16 protein-coding genes and 1 pseudogene are annotated in these 18,320 nt (G+C 71.3%); 11 read left to right on the plus strand and 6 right to left on the minus strand.

What is annotated here, in order from left to right:
- Positions 1-196 precede the first annotated feature (196 nt).
- The gene (locus AB0H83_RS34345; protein WP_360102403.1) at positions 197-2,116 is read left to right on the plus strand and encodes a DUF1996 domain-containing protein; all 1,920 of its coding nucleotides are present in this window, start codon (positions 197-199) and stop codon (positions 2,114-2,116) included.
- 207 nt (positions 2,117-2,323) lie between these two features.
- A complete protein-coding gene (locus AB0H83_RS34350; protein ID WP_360102405.1) occupies positions 2,324-2,944 on the plus strand; it encodes a sigma-70 family RNA polymerase sigma factor in 621 nt (206 codons plus the stop codon).
- On the opposite strand, the gene AB0H83_RS34355 is transcribed toward AB0H83_RS34350, so the two are convergent.
- Both AB0H83_RS34355 and AB0H83_RS34360 read right to left on the minus strand, forming a co-directional pair.
- A complete protein-coding gene (locus tag AB0H83_RS34355) occupies positions 2,910-3,062 on the minus strand; it encodes a hypothetical protein (RefSeq protein WP_360102407.1) in 153 nt (50 codons plus the stop codon). The two genes, AB0H83_RS34350 and AB0H83_RS34355, sit on opposite strands and share 35 nt — an antisense overlap.
- A gap of 238 nt (positions 3,063-3,300) precedes the next feature.
- Entirely contained in the window at positions 3,301-3,636 is a 336-nt protein-coding gene (locus tag AB0H83_RS34360) for a zf-HC2 domain-containing protein (RefSeq protein WP_360102409.1), read from the minus strand.
- A 289-nt stretch (positions 3,637-3,925) separates the two neighbouring features.
- On the opposite strand from AB0H83_RS34360, the gene AB0H83_RS34365 reads away from it, so the two are divergent.
- The 4 genes from AB0H83_RS34365 to AB0H83_RS34380 all read left to right on the plus strand — a co-directional run bounded on the left by AB0H83_RS34365 (position 3,926) and on the right by AB0H83_RS34380 (position 8,003).
- Positions 3,926-4,612 (plus strand): response regulator transcription factor, encoded by a 687-nt coding sequence (locus AB0H83_RS34365; RefSeq protein WP_360102411.1) that lies wholly within the window; start codon positions 3,926-3,928, stop codon positions 4,610-4,612.
- Between the two features lie 39 nt (positions 4,613-4,651).
- Positions 4,652-4,972 carry a YbaB/EbfC family nucleoid-associated protein gene (locus AB0H83_RS34370; protein WP_360102413.1) on the plus strand — a complete coding sequence of 107 codons (321 nt, stop codon included), beginning with the start codon at positions 4,652-4,654 and terminating at the stop codon, positions 4,970-4,972.
- 483 nt (positions 4,973-5,455) lie between these two features.
- Positions 5,456-6,865 (plus strand): hypothetical protein, encoded by a 1,410-nt coding sequence (locus AB0H83_RS34375; protein ID WP_360102415.1) that lies wholly within the window; start codon positions 5,456-5,458, stop codon positions 6,863-6,865.
- A gap of 475 nt (positions 6,866-7,340) precedes the next feature.
- A complete protein-coding gene (locus AB0H83_RS34380) occupies positions 7,341-8,003 on the plus strand; it encodes a hypothetical protein (protein ID WP_360102417.1) in 663 nt (220 codons plus the stop codon).
- 20 nt (positions 8,004-8,023) lie between these two features.
- Here the strand turns inward: AB0H83_RS34380 and AB0H83_RS34385 are convergent, their stop codons facing one another.
- A complete protein-coding gene (locus tag AB0H83_RS34385; protein WP_360102419.1) occupies positions 8,024-8,749 on the minus strand; it encodes a hypothetical protein in 726 nt (241 codons plus the stop codon).
- A gap of 402 nt (positions 8,750-9,151) precedes the next feature.
- Complete coding sequence (locus tag AB0H83_RS34390; RefSeq protein WP_360102421.1) at positions 9,152-11,932, minus strand: hypothetical protein; 2,781 nt, start codon at positions 11,930-11,932, stop codon at positions 9,152-9,154.
- A 258-nt stretch (positions 11,933-12,190) separates the two neighbouring features.
- On the opposite strand from AB0H83_RS34390, the gene AB0H83_RS34395 reads away from it, so the two are divergent.
- Complete coding sequence (locus AB0H83_RS34395; RefSeq protein ID WP_360102423.1) at positions 12,191-12,820, plus strand: response regulator transcription factor; 630 nt, start codon at positions 12,191-12,193, stop codon at positions 12,818-12,820.
- An 81-nt stretch (positions 12,821-12,901) separates the two neighbouring features.
- Positions 12,902-14,161: an ATP-binding protein gene (locus tag AB0H83_RS34400; protein WP_360102425.1), complete on the plus strand. Its 1,260-nt coding sequence runs from the start codon at positions 12,902-12,904 to the stop codon at positions 14,159-14,161.
- 33 nt (positions 14,162-14,194) lie between these two features.
- Here the strand turns inward: AB0H83_RS34400 and AB0H83_RS34405 are convergent, their stop codons facing one another.
- Entirely contained in the window at positions 14,195-15,496 is a 1,302-nt protein-coding gene (locus tag AB0H83_RS34405; RefSeq protein ID WP_360102427.1) for a hypothetical protein, read from the minus strand.
- A gap of 529 nt (positions 15,497-16,025) precedes the next feature.
- Between AB0H83_RS34405 and AB0H83_RS34410 the strand changes: the two genes are divergently transcribed.
- From AB0H83_RS34410 to AB0H83_RS34420, 3 genes are all read left to right on the plus strand, one after another.
- The gene (locus AB0H83_RS34410; protein WP_360102429.1) at positions 16,026-16,403 is read left to right on the plus strand and encodes a peptidase inhibitor family I36 protein; all 378 of its coding nucleotides are present in this window, start codon (positions 16,026-16,028) and stop codon (positions 16,401-16,403) included.
- A 265-nt stretch (positions 16,404-16,668) separates the two neighbouring features.
- Entirely contained in the window at positions 16,669-17,058 is a 390-nt protein-coding gene (locus AB0H83_RS34415; RefSeq protein WP_360102431.1) for a transposase family protein, read from the plus strand.
- Positions 17,059-17,071: 13 nt separating this feature from the next.
- Complete coding sequence (locus AB0H83_RS34420) at positions 17,072-17,983, plus strand: ISAs1 family transposase (protein WP_360102433.1); 912 nt, start codon at positions 17,072-17,074, stop codon at positions 17,981-17,983.
- Positions 17,984-18,082: 99 nt separating this feature from the next.
- Here AB0H83_RS34420 and AB0H83_RS34425 read toward each other — a convergent pair.
- Positions 18,083-18,316, minus strand: a pseudogene (locus tag AB0H83_RS34425) (transposase); the annotation flags it as partial.
- Positions 18,317-18,320 lie beyond the last annotated feature (4 nt).

Genomic DNA, 18,320 nt, shown 5'->3' on the forward strand with positions numbered 1-18,320 from the left:
GATCTGCGGCTGGTTGTCGCACATGGTGAACCGAGGGCGCCTCCCGCACCGTTCTACGAGCATCCGCGCCGGCGCGGGGGCCACGCCGCTGACTGAGGACGCCCCGGCCGGTGATCCGGCCCGGCGCGTGACCGCGCCGCCAGTGATGTCCATTCACCTGAGCAGACATTCATCCCACCGCAGAACCGGAGGCGACATGCGAACGCAGATCCCCCTGCCCACGTTGCGCCGCGGCAGACGCCGCAAATACGCCCTCATCGCCGCGATCGTCACGGCGATGACCGCCGTCGTGTCGTGGACGGTGGCCGGCCCCTTGCGGCTGGTCGGCGCCGACGAGGCCCCGCTGTCACAAGGTAAGCCGGCTACCGCGTCCTCCACCGAGGGCGGGAACTGGTCGGCGGCGGCCGCCGTCGACGGCGACACGTCCACGCGCTGGTCCAGCGCGTTCAGCGACCCCCAGTGGCTGATGGTCGACCTCGGCGGGCAGGCGACGATCGAGCGCGTGGTGCTGCGCTGGGAAGCCGCGTACGCGAAGGCGTTCCAGGTGCAGGTGTCGCCGGACGGGGCAACTTGGACCTCGCTGTATGACACGGCCACCGGTACCGGCGGCACGCAGTCCCTGGCCGTCGCCGGACAGGGCCGGTACGTGCGGATGTACGGCACCACCCGCGCCACCGGGTACGGCTTCTCGCTGTGGGAGTTCCAGGTGTTCGGCACGCGGGGCACCGACGCGAACCCGGGGACGCCGGCGAGCGCGACGGTGCCGGGCGTGCCTCCGGCGTCGTCCGTCCCGCCTGTGCCTGGCCCGAGCGCGTCGAACGGCGGTCAGGCCCCCGGCGGCCAGCCCGGTTACGTGCTGGCCGATCCGCCGGTGACCGGGGTGGTGCCGTCGCGGGCGACCCCGCCGAACAAGGAACACCGCGAGTTCCAGGCCAACTGCGCGGTCAGCCACCGGCTGCCCGACGACCCGATCGTGTTCCCCGGCCTGCCGGGCGCCTCGCACGACCACACGTTCATGGGCAACACCACCACGAACGCGGCGAGCACGACCACGTCACTGTTGGCGGGCTCGACGCTGTGCCGGGTGCCGGGGGACCGGTCCGGCTACTGGATGCCGACGCTGTACAACGGTGACACCGCCGTGCTGCCGGTCGGGCCGCAGGTCATCTACTACAAGAGTGGTGTGCGGGACTACACGAGTGTGCGTCCCTTCCCGGTCGGCCTTCGGTACCTCGTCGGCAGCCCGAAGACGACCGCTGAGCAGTTCAAGTCGTCGCCGGCCTACCAGAAGGGCTGGGAGTGCGGCGCAAGCTACGAGAACGTCGACTTCCCGGCCAACTGCCCGGCCGGCACCCAGTTGAACCTCCGGATGCAGGCGCCCGGTTGCTGGGACGGGCGGCACCTGGACACCCCCGACCACATCAGCCACATGGCCTACCCGTCCGGCGGCGTCTGCCCCACCACCCACCCGGTGGCCGTCCCGATGATCGAGTTCAAGATGGCGTTCCCGGTCAGCGGTGACATGTCGAAGGTGCGCCTGTCCAGCGGCCGCGGCTACACGTTCCACTACGACTTCTACAACGCCTGGGACATGCCGACGCTGACCGCGCTGGTGAAGCAGTGCATCAACGCCGGCCGGCAGTGCGACGCCCGCGGCTTCGACCAGTTCGAGCCGGGCGCCGGCGCGGCCCTCGACGAGCTGTACCAGCTGCCGGGCAGCCGGACGGCCCTGGACCGCACAGGCTGGACCGCCACGGCGTCGCGCTCCGGCGACACGGACAGCCCGGCCAGGATGCTCGACGGCAACACCGGCACCCGCTGGACCAGCGGCGCGCCGATGACCAACGGCATGTCCGTCACCGTCGACATGAAGAAGTCCCAGCCGGTCGGTCAGGTCTCCCTGCTGGCCACCGGTGCCGACCATCCGCGCGGGTTCGAGATCTACCTCTCCGCCGACGGCGCCAACTGGACCGGCCCGGTCGCCCGCGGTGCGGGCCTCGCGGAGCTGACCACCGTGTCGTTCCCGAGGCAGGACGCCCGCTACATCAGGGTCGTCCAGACCGGCAGCAGCAGCTCGTGGTGGTCCGTCGCGGAGTTCGCGGCGTACTCCGGGTAGTGCAGGCCCGGCCGCGGCCGTCAACGCCGCGGCCGGGCGGCACGGCCGCGACCGAGGCCGGCGACGACCCGGTCCTGCCGATTCCCGCGGGATGTCCAGTGTGGACAGGCTGATCCGGTGGCACCTGGATGGGGACTTTCGACTCAAGTGCCCGATCCAGGCCGCCGATAAGCTGCCATCAACCCTGCTGGTCACTCTGGAGGCACAATGACCCGGACCCAGCGCGATGCGACGCCCGCCACCGCCTCGCAATCGCCCGACAGTGATCCCGACGAATCGTTGCGGCAGCTGTACGATGCCTACGGCTCCGTCGTCCTGAACTACCTGATCCGGCTCACCGGCGGCGACCGTCACAAGGCCGAGGACATCCGGCAGGAGACCTTCATCCGTGCGTGGCGACACCCTGAGGCGCGCGGGGGTGACGGGCAGTGGAGCCGGCCGTGGTTGTTCACTGTCGCCCGGCGGATCGCCATCGACCATGTGCGAGCCGCGTCGACGCGACCGGCCGTGCTCGGTGACGTTCGCCTCGAGGATCGCTCGCCGGCGGACGACGGTTACGACTGGCTGTTGGATCGCGAGGAGGTCAGGGTCGCCCTCGCGTCGCTGCCCGATCGGCTGCGGGACGTCCTGGTCCAGGTCTATTTCCTGGACCACTCGGTCGCGGAGGCTGCCGAGGCGCTGAACATCGCCCAGGGCACCATCAAGTCGCGGACGTTCTACGGGCTGCGGGCGCTGCGGGGCGCACTCGCGGAGCGGGGATTTCTGCGGCACGATGACGAGCCGGTCGATGACCTCAGCCGGACCGGGCGGCCTTGCCCGCGATCGTGACCCGGCCGTCCAGCTGGATGACGGTGGAGCAGCCGAGGTCGTTCGCCGGCGCGGCAACGTCACCGGCGTAGGTGTATGGCGTGTTCCCGGCAACCCACTGGGTCACCAAGATGGTCATGCCCCGCGAGTCGACCGCGTAGAGCTGGCACCGCGCGCCCGGGGGGCAGAGCTCGGTCACGCTCGCGGTGACACGGGCAGGTTTGGTCGCGCCTACGACGGTCGCCGACATCGTGACTCCGGTCGCCGTGTTCCGTGCCGGTGTGGGCCAGGGGTACCGCCGTCGGCGGCTGGTCACCAGTCCCAGCCCGACGGCCGCGGTGACGAGCCGGAAAACGCGGCTTCCGGGGCCGGCTGGCTCACGACCGCGGGTCCGAGGCGGCCCCGGGACTGGCCGCCGGCGGTGTCGCGGGACGCTCGGAGGCCGGCGACGACGCTTCGGCCGGGGTAGCCGATGGGCGCTCGGCCGCACCGGTCCCCGGTGCGAACTCGTTGCCGATCGAGCGGACATCCTCCGTGCTCAGAAACGAAAGGAGGGTCAGCACCTGGCTCAGCTCGGCGCGCTCGGCCCGGCACTCGGCGCACCAGGTCAGATGCTGGTCGACCACTCCCGCCTCGACCGAGCAGAGCGCGCCAAGCACATACAGGCCAAGCTGGAGCTGGACATGTTCCGGTCCAGCCGGGGGTTGGGTCATGCCTGTCTTCCTTGGCGTGCGACACGTTGCTCGGTGCGCAGCGTGTGTTGCCTGTTACACGTCCCACGGGCCCGGACGGTTCAACCGACCGGATCCGCCCACCGTGGTGAGCGCCTGACCGGACCGCCCACGGCACGGGCAGACCGAGTATGACATCCCCGGCCGTACATACCGCCGGAACCTGTTCGTGTTGAACCAAAAGGCCTTACGTCTCGTCCAACTGTTACACCGGCGTATCACCGCCGTTGGTGCATGCTCCGAGGAGATGACTGTGATGTTTCAAGGTTCAATGCCCAGATACGAGGCGGGCGCCTGCCGGGTGGCCATCATTGACGAGCAACCGATCACCCGGGCCGGAATGGAGCGGGTGCTGGCCGATGAGCCGGGGTTCACCGTCGGCACGTCGGTCTCGTCGGTCGAGGAGATCGACATGCTGGACGGAGCCGGGGCGTACGGCGTGGCCGTCGTGGCCATCTCGTCGCGGGATGTGCGCAGTTGCGTCGACATCGTGACCAGCGTGTCAGCAGTGGCCTATCCCGTGGTGACGTCCACATGGGACAGTGAGGACCTGCTGTGGGGCGCGATCCGGGCCGGCGCTCGAGGCTGCGTCACCCGCAGCTGTGACCAGCGCGAAATGGTCATGGCGCTGCGCATCGCAGCGACCGGGGCCCTTTACGTCTCACCTGACCTGATCGGGCACCTGCATGAGCGGCTCGGGGCAGCCCGGCGGCCCGAGAGCGAGGCGACCGTGGGTCTGGCTCCCCGAGAGGTCGAGACGGTCCGATGGATCGGCCTTGGTCTCACGCAGCGACAGATCGCCACCCGGATGGGTCTGTCCGAGGCGACGGTCAACACCTACGCCAAGCGGATCCGGAGCAAGCTGAAGGTCAACAACAAGGCCGAGCTGACCAGGGCAGCGATCGGCCTCGGTCTGCTGAGCGACGACCGCGGTGCCCGGCATGACTACGCCGCCTGATTATCCGTTCGCGTCCGGCCGGTGGCCGAGGAGGCAGGGATGACGATGGACCAGACAGGTCACTCCGCTGCCTGGTTACAGCGGGCCGACGCCATACAGGCCGAGCTGACAGAGGCCAGATCCATGCTGCTCAACATGGAGGTGTCCGGAACCTCCGGCCCGGTCACCATCAGCCTCGGTGCGACGGGCGAGCTGCACGACATCCGCTTCGACGGGGGTGAGCTGCCGGACGCCGCCAGCCTCCGGCTCGACATCCTGGCCGCGCACGCCCGGGCCCTGACCGCCGTGCGCGAGACGGCCGAGGACATGATGCGCCCATTGCAGACGTTGGTCGGGGAGTTCGAATGGGACGGGCGGTAAGGCTGCAGCTTCGGCGCAGTGCCGACCCGTCCGCGGCGAGCAACCCGGCCAGCAGGTTGATGTCGGCGTCGGTCAGTCTCAGGCGTTGCGAGAGCACGGCATAGGCCACGGCGCGTCCCACGTCGAGAACGCGGCCTTCCGCCAGCCAGCGCCGGCAGCGATGGACCAGATCGTCCGGCGCGCTACCGGCGATTCTCAACAGCAACCAATGGCTTTCCCTCAGCCGCGACACGACCACCCCTTTCCACCCAGGTTCGACGCGGCGGCGGGTTCGTCAGTTCACAGGAGCACGCCGGAAGCGGCACAACGCCCGGGATTCATCCCCGGGCAACGGGGACATAGCACGGCGGTCATCCACGGCGGTCATCCACACGGGTCGTCCGCGGCGGACAGCTCGCCGGTGACACACGGGCAGCGGCGTGAACCGCGGCGCCCGTCCGGACGTCTTGGTACGAGCCACCAACGAGGAGAGGAGAGGACCCGATGCGAGCGCACACGATTGCCGGCTGGGCCATTCGTCCGTTGCGGCACCGCACCCGCCGCCGCGCGGTGGTCGCGACCGTGGCCGCGATCAGCGCGCTGTCCCTGTGGCTGGTCCTCGGGGTCGGCAACGCCGCGACGACCTCCGACGCCGTCCGGGTCGAACCCTCGATGGTTGCCGACCTCTTCCGGGCAGCGAAGTCCTGCCCGGCCCTCACACCGGCCCGGCTGGCCGCCCAGGTGATGGCCACGACCGGGTTCAAACCCACACCGGACGGCGGCATCGCCGGGCTCACCGCGGAGCAGTGGAAGGTGTGGAGGCCCTCGCCCGACGCGGCCCCGGCCAACCAGGAGGCGAGTGTGCTCGCCCTCGCCCACATGACCTGCGACCTGATCGGCCGGATCCGGGTGAGCGGGGTGACCGGTGACCGGTGGCGGCTGGCGGTCGCCGCGTCGCGGTCCTCGGTCGAAGCGGTGAAGGACACCGCCGGCGTGCCGTCCTCGGTCGCCGCCTTCGTCGACCGGGTTGCCGGATACGCCGACTTCTACACCAACGGGCTTCTGCTGGACGGCTGGTCCCAAGCGACCCCGCCCATGACCCCGCCCATGACCCCGCCCATGACCCCGTCCGTGACCGAGTCACCGGTGGCGGCAGCGTCCGGCACACCCGCGCCGAGCCAGACCAGCGGGAAATCCTCGCTCGCCAAGCCGACCGGGACCGCCAACCGGGCGGAGCAGAGCGTGCAGATCCACCGGGACGGCTTCGCCGACGCGTCGAACCTGCGGCTCAACGGCTCGGCCCGCGTGTCGGGCGGCCGGCTCCACCTGGCCGCCAACTCGGCGCAGGCGGCCAGCGCCTGGGCGACCACCCGGATCGACCCGTCCCGGTCGTTCCAGACCTCCTTCACCGCCCAGATCAGCAACATCACCGACGGCGTGGCGTTCGTGGTCCAGAGCCAGGGACCGGCCGCGCTCGGCAATGCCGGCAGCCGCCTGGGCTACGGCCGGCGCGCCGACGACCCCGCCCCGGCGATCAGGCCCAGCCTCGCGGTCGAACTGGACACCTGGGACAACAACCGGGACGGGTTCGATCCCGCCGGCCACCAGCACATCGCCGTGACACTCAACGGAGACCACACCAACCACCGGATCTGGCGCGACCCCGGATTCAGCATGTGGGGCTCCAAACCGGTCCACGTGTGGATCACCTACGACGCCCCGGCCCACACCCTGACCGTCTGGGCCTCCACCAACCCCACCCGGCCGGCGAACCCACTGTTCACCTACGGAGTCGACCTGGCAGCGACCGTCGGGACCGGGCCGGCCTACGTCGGCTTCACCGGCGCCACCGGAAAGACCTCGGTGACCAACGCGCAGGAGTCGATCATCCGGTGGTCGCTTGTCTCGCCGTGACGCAGCCACCCCGGACCGGCCGGCCAGGGTGCCCCGGACCGGCCGGCCGCACCGGGGCCCGGCTGCGCGGGTGGTGAGCCGCCCACGCCCGGTCGACGAGGCCGGCGACGGCATGTCGGCACGGACGCCGCAAGCTGCGCGCGTCACCTGCGTGGATCGGCCCGGCTCCACGGGCGGGCGGTAGGCTCCTGCCGCCCGGATCGTGTCGATGACCGCAGCTCACGATGCCCGCGCTCCAGAGCCCGAAGGCTCCCATGCCTGACCACCCGGCCCCGACCGTCCAGAGGGAGCGGGTCGGGGCCGGCCGCCGACGTTGCGCAAGATCGGGCCGGCTTGGCATGATCAGGCGGCTGGCGAGTTGGGGACTCGGCCGGGCCCGACCGGTCCCACTCAGCATGCCGCTGATTGGTCCACGGCCGGTGCAGTCGATACATTCGCTGGAGCGGGCGACTTCGAGGAGTGGACGACGGCTGACATGGCAAGTGAGGCGAAGCACGCGAAGCGCTCTCGGGTTCAGGGACAGCGGCTGGCACTCATCCTTGTGCTGGCTAGCGCCGCGGCGGCCAGCGTGCTTGTTCCCTGGCTGGTCACGTCGGACACCGACGGCGTTGCGGAGCCGTCACCGGTGACCAGCGGCCCCGCCCCGAGCAGCCCGGTGACGCCATCGAGCCCAGCGCCGACGACGCCACCGCCGACGGTGGGCCCCAGCACGGCCGCGACCTCGGCCGGCCCGGGCTGGCCGGGCATGCCCCAGGCCACATCGTTTCAACCCATCGTCGTCGAGGCTGAGCACCCGGGGAACATCTGGCCGTCCGGCGCCAAGGCGGCGCCCTGCGCCGCGTGCTCCGGTGGGCACCGGTTGAAATACGTCAGCGCTGAGGGGCTGTCCATACCCGTCAACGTGCCCGCGGCGGGAACCCGCACGGTGACTGTCGCCTTCGCGACCGACGGTGACCGCACACTGGTGGTCGCAGTCAACAAGTCCGTCGTATTCGACCAGGATGTGGTCGGAGCGGGCTGGGAAACGCCCCGAAGCGTCACCTTCACGGCCTATGTTCCGGCCGGCGCGGTCCAGATCTCTCTCGGCAGCAGGCATGCCACCTCTCCTCCCGACCTGGACAAGATCACCATCGCCTGAGCCGGTCAACGACGACCACGTCAGCTGATGACGACCTTGTCGATGTCGGGGGCCGGACCCGCGTCGTTGTAGAACGCAAGCTGGAGCGCCCCGGCCGGCAGCTCGGCGGTGAACACGAACGTCTGCGGCGTCTCCCATCCGGGGCCGGTGACCCAGCGCTGGGCGGTCTCGGTCCCGTTGGCGGCAATCTTGATCAGTCGCAGCCCGTCGGACTCGTACGTCACCGTGACGGTCCGTGTGCCGGCTGCCGGCATCGTGGTGCGCAGGATGACCCTCGCCGTGCCCGCGATGTGCGCCACCCGCCCGCCCCCGTCGCAGGTCGCGCAGGGCCAGACCTGGGCGCCGCCGATGAGGTTGTTGCCGGGCGCCTCGGCCTGGATCACCACCGGCGTGAAAACCGGCGGACGGGTCGTCGTTCGGGTGGCCGCCGGCGTGGACGGCCGGACCGGTGAGGTCGGCGCCGGTGCGGCCGCCGCCGAGGTCGGCGCCGCCGGTGGGGACGGCGATGCGGTCGCCGGCCCTGACGAGCCTCCGGTCAGCGACGACGCGCTCGGCGGGTTGGCCGGTGGGCCGTTCAGCGGGTCGGTGGCGGTGCTGGTGGTGAGCAGCCCGGCGGGCGGACCGGACTGCCGCCCTGACGCGGTGCTCCGGATCGTCACCATCGCGAAGGCCATGATCAGGCCGAAGACGAGGGCCACGGCGAGCGACCGCAGCGCGGGCGATCTCCTCGGTCGGGCGGCCGGCATGTCGCTCCGCTGCGGCAGTGGGCCGACCGGGAGGGACTCCGGCTTCGAACCGACAGCCAGCGGCTGGCTCCGCGCTGGTTCGGGGCCGGCAGGCCGGCTCCGGTCCGGCCCAGCCGCGGCGGGCCGGCTCCTGTCGGGCGTGACGGCAGCGGGCTCGCGTTGCCCGGGATTCGGGGCGACGGCGGGCACGTCCGGTCCCGGAGCGGGGTGCGGCCGGGCACGCCCGGCGTGCCGGAACCTGGCCGGACGGCTGCTCGAAACCTGGCGGTGCTGGCCCGTTCCTGACGCCCCCCAGTCCCACGTCTCGTCCAGCTTGGTCACGTGCTCTCCCTTCCGATCCCAGCTCCGGCCGGCGGGGGCTCGTACGTCCCGGATCGGCAAATCGTTCATCGGCGGCGACGGTCAGGCCGGCTCCGGGCGCCACGCCTCGAGCGTGCGGAACGCGGAGGGCCTGATCCGGCGCCATTCCCGCCCCTCTGCCACGAACTCCCGCTCGACGCGCACGTATGGATAGGACGCGATCGGCAGGATGTGCTCGGTGCTGTCAGCCGTCAACTGTGGCAGCATCGTCCGGACCCGCGGCAACTCGGCCAGGGTTCGTGCGGTACCGACGACGTCGATGGCCCGGCCGCGATCGACCAGCACCTCGATCAGCCGGTGGCCGGGAAGTGCCGGGGGCCGCTGCCGGTGCAGACGTTGCCACCGCCCCAGCCCTTTCGGGCTGTCCGCGCGCACCATGATGAACCGGGTGGTGGCGGTGTGCAGCCGACCCCTGGGCCACCGCTGTACCTCGTTCGGCAGGCCCGGGACACCGTGCGCGGCCCCGCGGCAGAGCAGGTTCACCGGCGCGTCGGGCCATTGCCGGTCTGGCTCCAGACTGCCGTGCGGCCCGACCGAGAGCGCGGCCACGATGCGGCACCGGTCCAGCCAGCCGGCCGGTAACACGTACACGTCGCGGCCACGGAGCGCCGGCGCCAGCGCCGGGGGCGGCTCGACTTCGCTCGCCGCCACGTCGACCGCGCCGCCGGGGCCGACCCGCAGCGCGAGCAGATGGCCGGCGCGGGTCCGGGCGCTCAGACTCACCGCGTCCAGGTGGGCCAGGAGGAACAGGCCGGGGCTCGGGACGCCGTCGGCGACGGCGACGTCCGGGTCGACCGCGCACTCGACGAACAGCTCGCACGCTTCTTCGTTGACCTGCGGCTGCGGTGTCAGCCAGGTGAGTCCGTGCCAGGTCGAGGAGCGCGGCGCCACGGTCAGTCTGGGGCCGTCGATGAACCGTGAGGTCGTGACCGGTAACGGCACGGCGAACGGGTCCGGCGGCGGGTCCGCCTCCCGGCCGGGTGCCTCGGGTCCGGTCGTCTCCGCGCGCTTCGGGCCGTCGACCGGCGCGACCGCGGTCCCGGAGACGAGGCGGGTGTTGACGGCATGGGCGCCGGCCAGTTCGGTTTGCCGTGAACCGTCGTCGGCGGCGAGCGCGCGAGCGGTGTCCATGCGATCGGCCACCGAGAGTTCGCCTGGGTCAAGTTCGGTGAGCGCACCCGTGGCGGCAGGTGCCGGGTACGGCGGAAGTGTGTGCTTGCCGATCCCGGCCGGGACGGTGCTCTCGTGCCCGGTGGACGTCGAGGTCGCGGCAGCCGGTCCAGCGGCCGGCGTCGGGGCCGCAGTCAAGGGCTTCCCGGCGGGCGCGACCTCCTGGCTGGGCTGTGCGGCGGATCGGTGCGTGGTGGCGGGTTCAGGCGTTGGCGCAGGAATGGGCCGGGCGGCTGCGGCTGGCGCGGGTGCGGTCGGCGTCGGCGCCGCCCTCGGCATCGGAAACGGGGAAGCCTCGACCGGGATCGCTCGGGCCACGGGCGGCGAGGCGAGCGGATCCGGCTCGGGTCCGGGTGGGGCCGGCTCGGCAGGGGCCCACCGTGGCCTCGGGTTGGGCGCCTCGCTGAGGGTGACACCGCAGCGCAGATACCGACCCAGCCGGTCGGCGTGCTGCCGTGCTCCGGCCGCCCGCTCGGGCGAGATCGTCGAGAGCAGCATCAGATCCGTGCCGCGCCAGCCCGCGACCTCCAGAAGTTGGCTGATCTGCCGTTCGCCGGCGGCGAGCAACGAATCGTCGCGGTAGCGCAGCGCCAGCCTTCCGTCGGCCAACACCGCGAGGTCGGCACGGAAGATCGCCTGGCTGGGCTGCTGGCGTTCGTAGATCGCGAGCCGGCTCTGTTCGTGGGCGGCCGGCACGCTTACGAGGGGTACGCCGGGATAGCCGGTCGTGACGACGCCACCGGCCGGAACCAGCCGACCGTCCACGTCGGTCTGGAACAGCACCTGGCCAGCGGGGCTGCCGTACCGCTCCCATCGGCCGGGCCGGGCGTCACGGTGGATCACCGACAGGTCGCGGCAGCCTTCCATGATCTCGACCCGGCCACCCTCGGCCGGAGCCCACACCGTGGCGCCGGTGGTCTCGGCGAGCAGGGTCAGGTTCAGGTCGAGCCGCCGCCGCTCCTCTGCCCTCTCGGGCCAGCTCAACCACAGTCGCAGATGCTGACCGTAGAGCGGCAGCGGGGCCAGCGCGGCCGCCAGCTGCCGACCGTCGCGCAGGCTCACCCGCCCGTCGTAGTCGCCCACGACGAAGTCGCCGGCCCGCACCCCGACAGCGACCGTGAGCACACTCGGGTGGCCCGGTCGCATCGTCGCCGCCGCGGACCGGCGGTGCACGAAGTCATCCCGGGTTGCCAGACTCAGCCCGCCGCCGGGCAACGGCAGCGCCACCGTTCCTTCCCGCTCGAGCACCATCCCGCCGGAAAGCTCGAACCAACTCTGCCCGTAGGTCTGGTCACCGGACGGCTGGACCAACAGCCAGTCGACCGGGTGGCCGGTCACGAGATCCACCGGCACCACGTCCCGGCCGACGCCGCCACCGAGGTCGACGTCGGCGCGGCGGGCGGATCGCAGTCCCGGTTCGAGGCCCGAGGGGGTGAACCGCAGCTCGCTTCCGGTCGGGGCCACGAGCACGTCCCGGCCGAGCTCGGAGGCCATCGCCTGAATCGTAGGCCGGATCTGCGGCCCGGCGGCGACCAGCAGCCGCACGTCAAGCCCGTCGCCGCCACTGTCCTGGACCATGCCGGCCAGCTCGGCACCGGTCAGCGACCAGTCCGGACGCTGCCGGGTGGCCAAGCCACCGTCGGAAGCGACCACGACGGCAAGGTCATACAGGCTCGGGACACGGCGAGGTGGCTCCCCGCCGGCCCGGAGGCGGCGCCGCAACGCTCCCTGTGCCCGGCCCCCGGGTAACCCCGTGGTGATGGTCATACCACAAAGGACGAGCCCTGAACGCCCGCGGTTCAGGCCCCGGCCGTCGGGGACCGGCGCGTGTGGAACCATTCGCGCTGCTGCCGGTAGTGTTTACCTCGGCTGCGTCGATGCCGGGGCCGTGGCTGGTCGGTTGGAGGTGCGATGATCGACGTGATCGTGGTGGACGACAACCCATTCGTCCGCACGGCGCTGCGCGGCTACCTCGACAGCACCGACGAGGTGCGGGTCGTCGGCGAGGCGGTCGACGGGATCGCCGCGCTCCAGCTGGCTCAGCGGACGCGGCCGCAGGTGATCCTGCTCGACTACATGATGCCGGTCGCCGACGGGCTCTCGGTCGTCACCGCACTGTCGAACTACGGCAAGGTGCTGGTGCTGACCAGCGATGAGAGCGACGACCTGGTCACCCGGATGCTGCAGGGCGGCGCTCAGGGATACCTGGTGCACGGGCAGTTCGACCCGGCCGACCTGCTCCGGGCCGTGCGGGCCGTCAACGCCGGGCAGAGCTGGCTGTCGCCCAAGGCGGCCCGGGCCACCGTGGCCGCCCTCCGCCCGGGCGGGACGGCCTCGGCGACCGGACCGATCGAGGAGCTGACCGACCGGGAACATGACGTGCTGAACCTGCTCAGCCTGGGCCTTTCGAACGCGGCCATCGCCGCCCGGCTCTGGCTCAGCGAGAAGACCGTGAAGAACCACCTGCATCGCGCCTTCGCCAAGCTGAACGTCACCAGCCGGTCCGAAGCGATGGTCGCCTGGAGCCGCGCCCGCCGGTGAGCGCGGGACAGATCCGGTCAAAGCAGCTATGCCTGGGGTCGACGCTGTTGCCGCCCTGTTGCCGCACCGTACCGTGTTGGCGTGACGTTCGAGGCGACTGCCCGGGAATCCGAGTCTACGGACGAGGTCTGGCTGAAGCACGGCGGCGCATCGCCGGACTACGCCGTCATCGGGGCCGCACTGTCCCGAGCGATTCTCATCATCCGGGCGGCAGTGACCGTGACCGCGGCAAGCGCGGGCGTGCTCCTGGTCCCGCACCCGCACAAGCTGGTGTTTCTCATCCTCTGCGTGGTGCTCGCAACGGTCGTCGAGATCGACATGATGTCCTGGTGGCCGAGGCTCCAGCGGATGCCTTTCACCATGAGCATCCTCGACACCCTCGGCATCATCGGTGCGCTCGCCGCAGGTGGCACCAGCGTCGCCTACTTCTGTTATGCGGCCGGCTGCGCGGCCGTCTCCGGGGCGCTGCTGCGGCTGCGGGCCGTGCCGATCTGGATCGCTCAAGCGACGATCAGCTACGTGGCCGCGATCCACTTTCTCACCGAGTTCCGCCTGCCGGCCCAGGTGCAGGTGTTCGTGCTGGCCTGTCCGATGGCCGGGGTGGTCTGCGGCATCGGCGGTGCGATCGCCCGAGCGACCGTCGACCGCCACATCCAGTCCGTGATCGACCTCGTCAATGTGGCACAGCGATCGGCGGCGGCCTCGGAGCGGGCCAGGCTCGCCCGCGAACTGCATGACTCGCTGACCAAGACCCTGCGGGGCGTGTCCTTCGCCGCGCTGGCCCTGCCGACGTCGCTGCGCCGCCATCCGGAACTGGCCGAGGAGCTCGCCAGCACCGTCTCGGCCGGAGTGGAAGCGGCGGCCGAGCAGGCCCGGGGGCTGGTCACCGGGCTCCGGCTGGACCAACCTCAGCAACCCTTCGGCAAGGTCGTCGAAGCGACCAGCCAGGACTGGTCCCGATCGACGGGCACCGCGGTCGATCTGCAGCTGCAGCAGGCTGAGCCGACCATCGCGGTCCGCTATGAGCTGCTGCGCATCCTGAGCGAGGCACTCACCAACGTGGAGCGTCATGCCGGGGCCCACCACGTGCGGATACAGGTGCAGCAGTACAGGGGCACGATCCGGCTCGTCGTGGCCGACGACGGTCGTGGGCTTCCGCACCAGCCGCCCGGTCCGAGCGAGGGCCACTTCGGGATCGTGGGGATGTCCGAGCGCGCCCGGGCGATCGGCGGCGCGCTCTCGGTGCGGAGCTCGCCGGACGGCGGCACCTGGGTCACCGTGACGGCGCCGATCCGACTGGCTGACGAGGTCCCCGAGTCTCAGGAGGCGGCCGGGGTGTGACCGCCCGCAGGATGAACCGGCGCGGATCGGCGATCATCGCACCTCGATCGACCATCGCCCGGGCGGCGCCTTGCCGACGAGGACGACGATCGTGCGGGGACTGGACCGCGCGGTCAGCCGGCGCAGGGAGGGTGCGTCGTCTGGCCCGGGGCCGCAGAAGATGATCTCTACCGCGGTCGGGTCGTCGGTCTCCGCCTCCGCCTCAGCCAACGAACGCACCATGCGAGCGCCGGCGAGCCGGCCGCCGACCGCCTGGCCGACGACGGTAACGGGGACGCCACGGTCGATGAGCTGCCGGGCGAGCGCGGCCGACAGCCGCCGGGCCTTGGCTTCGTCCCCGGCGACCGTCAGGACATCCGGTGCCTGGACCAGGTCGAGGCAGAGAGCCCGGCCGTCGAGCACACCCACGGCGGTGTAGGTCGGCGCCGGCGGCCCGGCGGCGTCCACGTCCAGCCACAGCCAGGCAGGGGTCGCCCGGGGCAGGCGCACCCCGGCCAGCCGTACGGTGGCCCGGTCCAGCCCAGAGGCCGCGGTCAGCTGGACGTCCAGCAGATCGTCGGGCGGGTACTGGGCGACCCGACGGTCACTCCCGACGCCGCGGGCGGGAGCCGGTGCGGGCCTCGTCAGGCCACCATCCGACGGCGCCCGGCGGCCCTCCCAGCCGTCGGCCGGAACCCTGGGCCGCATGTTCACCGACTCGGATTCGGAGGCCGGCAGGAACGGTGGGTCTGGCCGGTCCGGGGCGGCCGGCTCCCCGGCCCGCTCCCGGAGGCGATTCTGCGACCTGGGCAGCCGCCGCGGCCGGCCCCGGCGCAACAGTTGGATGGCCACGATCATGACGACGACCACGAGCAGCACGCCGAGGCCACGGATGAGGGAATTGGACCGGTTGGCGCCGGCCGCTTCGGCCGGGCCCGACCCGGTCGTTGCCGGGCCTGGCGTCGCATCGGCGCTCGGTGTCGGCAGCGGCCCGGTCAGCACGCCCGGACCCGACGCGTCGGGCGGCAGCAGCAGGATCCAGCCCGGATGGAGCACCGCCGGGTCGGCCAGGGCGGAGCCGTCGGGCTGGCGCCGCCCCTTGTTCAGCTCGAAGATCTCGTCAGCCCGCTTTCCGTTGCCGAGCGTGCGGGTAGCGATGGCGAACAGGTACTCCGGCTGGTCGTTGATCGGCGGTCCGACGATGTAGTACTTCACCGATCCGCTCGCCGTCGAGCCGGCGGCCAGCGAACCCGACGGTGCCGCCAGCCCGACGGCGGACCCCGGCCCGGCAAGCGCCGGCGGGCACAAGGCGAGCGTCGAGACCAGCACGCCCAGAATCGCTCCTGCGATCGACACCGTCACACCAGCCCGCCGGGCCAGCGCCCGTCCGCGCGCGCGTCCGCCCGAGTGCATCGGCTCTCCTGTCTTCGAGTAAGCGATGACCCTGTCGCCTGTCGAAGACGTGCGCGGACCGGCTCACGGTTCATCGCTCGAGTCGTGAAGTGACGGCGGACTCTTCCCCGCAGCGGGGAGCCGCGGCCGGCCATGAGCGTCGCCCTGCGCAGCCATGGCGTTCAAATCACAGCCGGTAGACACCGTGTGGACGGTTGGTGGTCGCGGTCCTGGGGGCAACACGCCGTCCGTTCGGCCGGGTGTCCGGTCAGCCCAATCGCCCACCGCACCCGTTACCGGGCCTGGGCCGGACGGCTCGACGAGGCGAGGACCACGAGGACCGGTCGTGGGACGTTCACGTGAACCGGAGTAGGACGGCAGCCGTTCCTAGATCGACACCGAACTTCCAACGGCGCGGTGCCGAGCAGAACAATGCCGTCACAGCCGCGAAGGCGCCTCCGCCGCGCGGTCAACGAACCGGAGGGGGAACGACATGAAGGGTCCGCGCAAACTTCTGATCAGAGGTCTGGCCGTCGGACTTGCCGCTCTGGTCACGCCCGTCGTCGGCGCATCTCCGGCGCAAGCAGCCCAGTCGGACTGCCCGGCCAACAAGTTCTGCCTCTGGACGAGCATCGAATTCCGAGGAGACTTGTTCATTCCGAACGGTGGCGGAACCGCGTTCCCCAATTTCGGAACGAAAGCCTTTAACGACCTCGCTTCCTCTGCCTGGAACAACTCCGGCGCGACATGGTGCATCTACGAGCACGTGAATTACGGCGGCAGAAGCATCGTCTTCGGCCCGCAGAGCCAGATTCACGACATGCGCTCCTACAGCTTCAACGACAAGGCCAGCAGCGCACGGCAGTGCTAGTCCTTCAGTGAGCCATTCCGGGTAACGGTTGGCGCACGTTAGGTGGTCGTCGGTTCGGGCTGGCTAGGACACGCCGAACTCGTTGTGGTGCAACAGAAAGACGAAGAACCCCGGTATGAAGGTGGCAGGGCCTCTGCAAGGTAGGGATTTGACCGCTTTGCCGGGTCCGTGGTAGCCGCGCCCGTTGTGGCTGCCTCACGAGGCGAGCGCGGCCCCGTGGTGATCATTCAGTTGTCTACGCTGGGTGATCAGAAGGACCGCGCTCGTGACTGCATCATCGCTGATTGATCGCCTCACCGCACGCACCCAAGGCGTGTCGCTCGACCCCGCCCAGGGGCCGGCGCTGCTACAAGCGTTGGCGCTGGTGCCCGACCCCCGCGATCGGCGCGGCGTGATCCACCCGTTGGACAGCCTGCTCGCGGTCGCCATCGCCGCCGTGCTGGCCAGTGCCCGCTCGGTCGCCGCGATCGGCGAATGGGTCGCCGACGTACCGGCCACCATCCTCACCGCGCTCGGCGTGGTCCGCGACCCGATCACCGGCGCGCACCGCGTGCCGGACGCCACAACGATCGGCCGGGTCCTGGCCGACCTCGACGGCGACGCGTTCGACACCGCCGTCAGCCGGTTGAGCCCGTGCCCGCGGTCGCTGGCGTAGTCGCTGGTGGCTGGTGGGCCTGCACACCCCACCCGCCGGCCAGCCACCACGGCGCCGCGCGTACGCCGCGGACGGCAAAACCCTGCGCGGGTCCGGTCTGGCCGGGTCGCAGATCCACTTCCTCGCAGCAGTCGACCATCACACCGGCGTCGTGGTCGCGCAGACCACCGTCGACAGCAAGACGAACGAGATCACCAGGTTCGTGCCGTTGCTGGCCGGCCTGGACCTCACCGGCGCTGTCATCACTGCCGATGCGTTGCACACGCAGCGCGAGCACGCCCGATGGCTGGCCGAGCAACGCAACGCCGGCTACGTGTTCGTCGTGAAGCGCAACCAGCCGACCCTGTACCACCAGGTCAAACACCTGCCCTGGAGCAAGGTCCCGATCGGCGACGAGGTCCACACCCGCGGCCACGGCCGCTACGACATCCGTCGCCTGCAGGTCCTCACCGTCACCCCAGCGATCGGGCTGGACTTCCCGCACGCCGTGCAGGCCATCCGCGTCCCTCGGCGCCGCATGAACCTGACCACCGGCCACTGGTCGACCGTCACCGTCTACACTGTCACCAACCTCACCGCAGACCAGGCCACACCAGCCGAACTCGCCGACTGGCTACGCGGCCACTGGACCGTCGAAGTGCTCCACGCGAAATCGTCAACACCGAGCGCCGTGACCGTGCCCGGCTGCGGCAGCGGTGCCGCGCGCAGCAGGCTGAGCAGGGTATCCCGGCCGACGGGCATACCCAGCTTCCGGGCCAGCCGGGTCCCGGGCCGGCCGGCCGGCCGCAGCGACCGCGATCGCGGTCAACGCCGCCCGCAACGGCGGGCTGTACCGGGAGTGCGGGCTGGTCAGGCCCGGGATCTGTTCGACGAACGTGACCCGGGCACACCCGGCCTGGCGACAGACAAGTCGCCGCGCGAGTAACCGGATCACGACCGGCCGCCCGGCGAGGGCGGTGTCGGCCAGCCGGCCGGTCTTCGACGTGTCGTGCTGGTGGTCCTTGACCGCGACGAGGGCGGCCTGACGAAACCGCCGGGTCTGTTCGGCGAGCAGCTGCGGGTCGATCACCGCGCTGCCGCCGGCGCGGGCGTCGTCGGCCGCGGTCTTGAGGCGCAGCAACGCATCCGCCGCCTGGCCGGGCCATGCCGCAGCAGGCGCCACAACGGCGGCGGCGGCGAGCTCGCGCAGCAGATGCGCGCAGCACAACTGGTGGCTGACCGCGGTGTAGGTGTCATACGGTGCCCACGCGTCGTGCACCGCG

Source organism: Dactylosporangium sp. NPDC050688, assembly GCF_040654515.1.
Classification (GTDB): Bacteria; Actinomycetota; Actinomycetes; order Mycobacteriales; family Micromonosporaceae; genus Dactylosporangium.

Coding starts and splice junctions, on each gene's coding strand:
- AB0H83_RS34345 (WP_360102403.1), top strand. CDS start 197: ATGCGAACGCAGATCCCCCTGCCCACGTTGCGCCGCGGCAGACGCCGC.
- AB0H83_RS34350 (WP_360102405.1), top strand. CDS start 2,324: ATGACCCGGACCCAGCGCGATGCGACGCCCGCCACCGCCTCGCAATCG.
- AB0H83_RS34355 (WP_360102407.1), bottom strand. CDS start 3,062: ATGACCATCTTGGTGACCCAGTGGGTTGCCGGGAACACGCCATACACC.
- AB0H83_RS34360 (WP_360102409.1), bottom strand. CDS start 3,636: ATGACCCAACCCCCGGCTGGACCGGAACATGTCCAGCTCCAGCTTGGC.
- AB0H83_RS34365 (WP_360102411.1), top strand. CDS start 3,926: ATGCCCAGATACGAGGCGGGCGCCTGCCGGGTGGCCATCATTGACGAG.
- AB0H83_RS34370 (WP_360102413.1), top strand. CDS start 4,652: ATGACGATGGACCAGACAGGTCACTCCGCTGCCTGGTTACAGCGGGCC.
- AB0H83_RS34375 (WP_360102415.1), top strand. CDS start 5,456: ATGCGAGCGCACACGATTGCCGGCTGGGCCATTCGTCCGTTGCGGCAC.
- AB0H83_RS34380 (WP_360102417.1), top strand. CDS start 7,341: ATGGCAAGTGAGGCGAAGCACGCGAAGCGCTCTCGGGTTCAGGGACAG.
- AB0H83_RS34385 (WP_360102419.1), bottom strand. CDS start 8,749: ATGCCGGCCGCCCGACCGAGGAGATCGCCCGCGCTGCGGTCGCTCGCC.
- AB0H83_RS34395 (WP_360102423.1), top strand. CDS start 12,191: ATGATCGACGTGATCGTGGTGGACGACAACCCATTCGTCCGCACGGCG.
- AB0H83_RS34410 (WP_360102429.1), top strand. CDS start 16,026: ATGAAGGGTCCGCGCAAACTTCTGATCAGAGGTCTGGCCGTCGGACTT.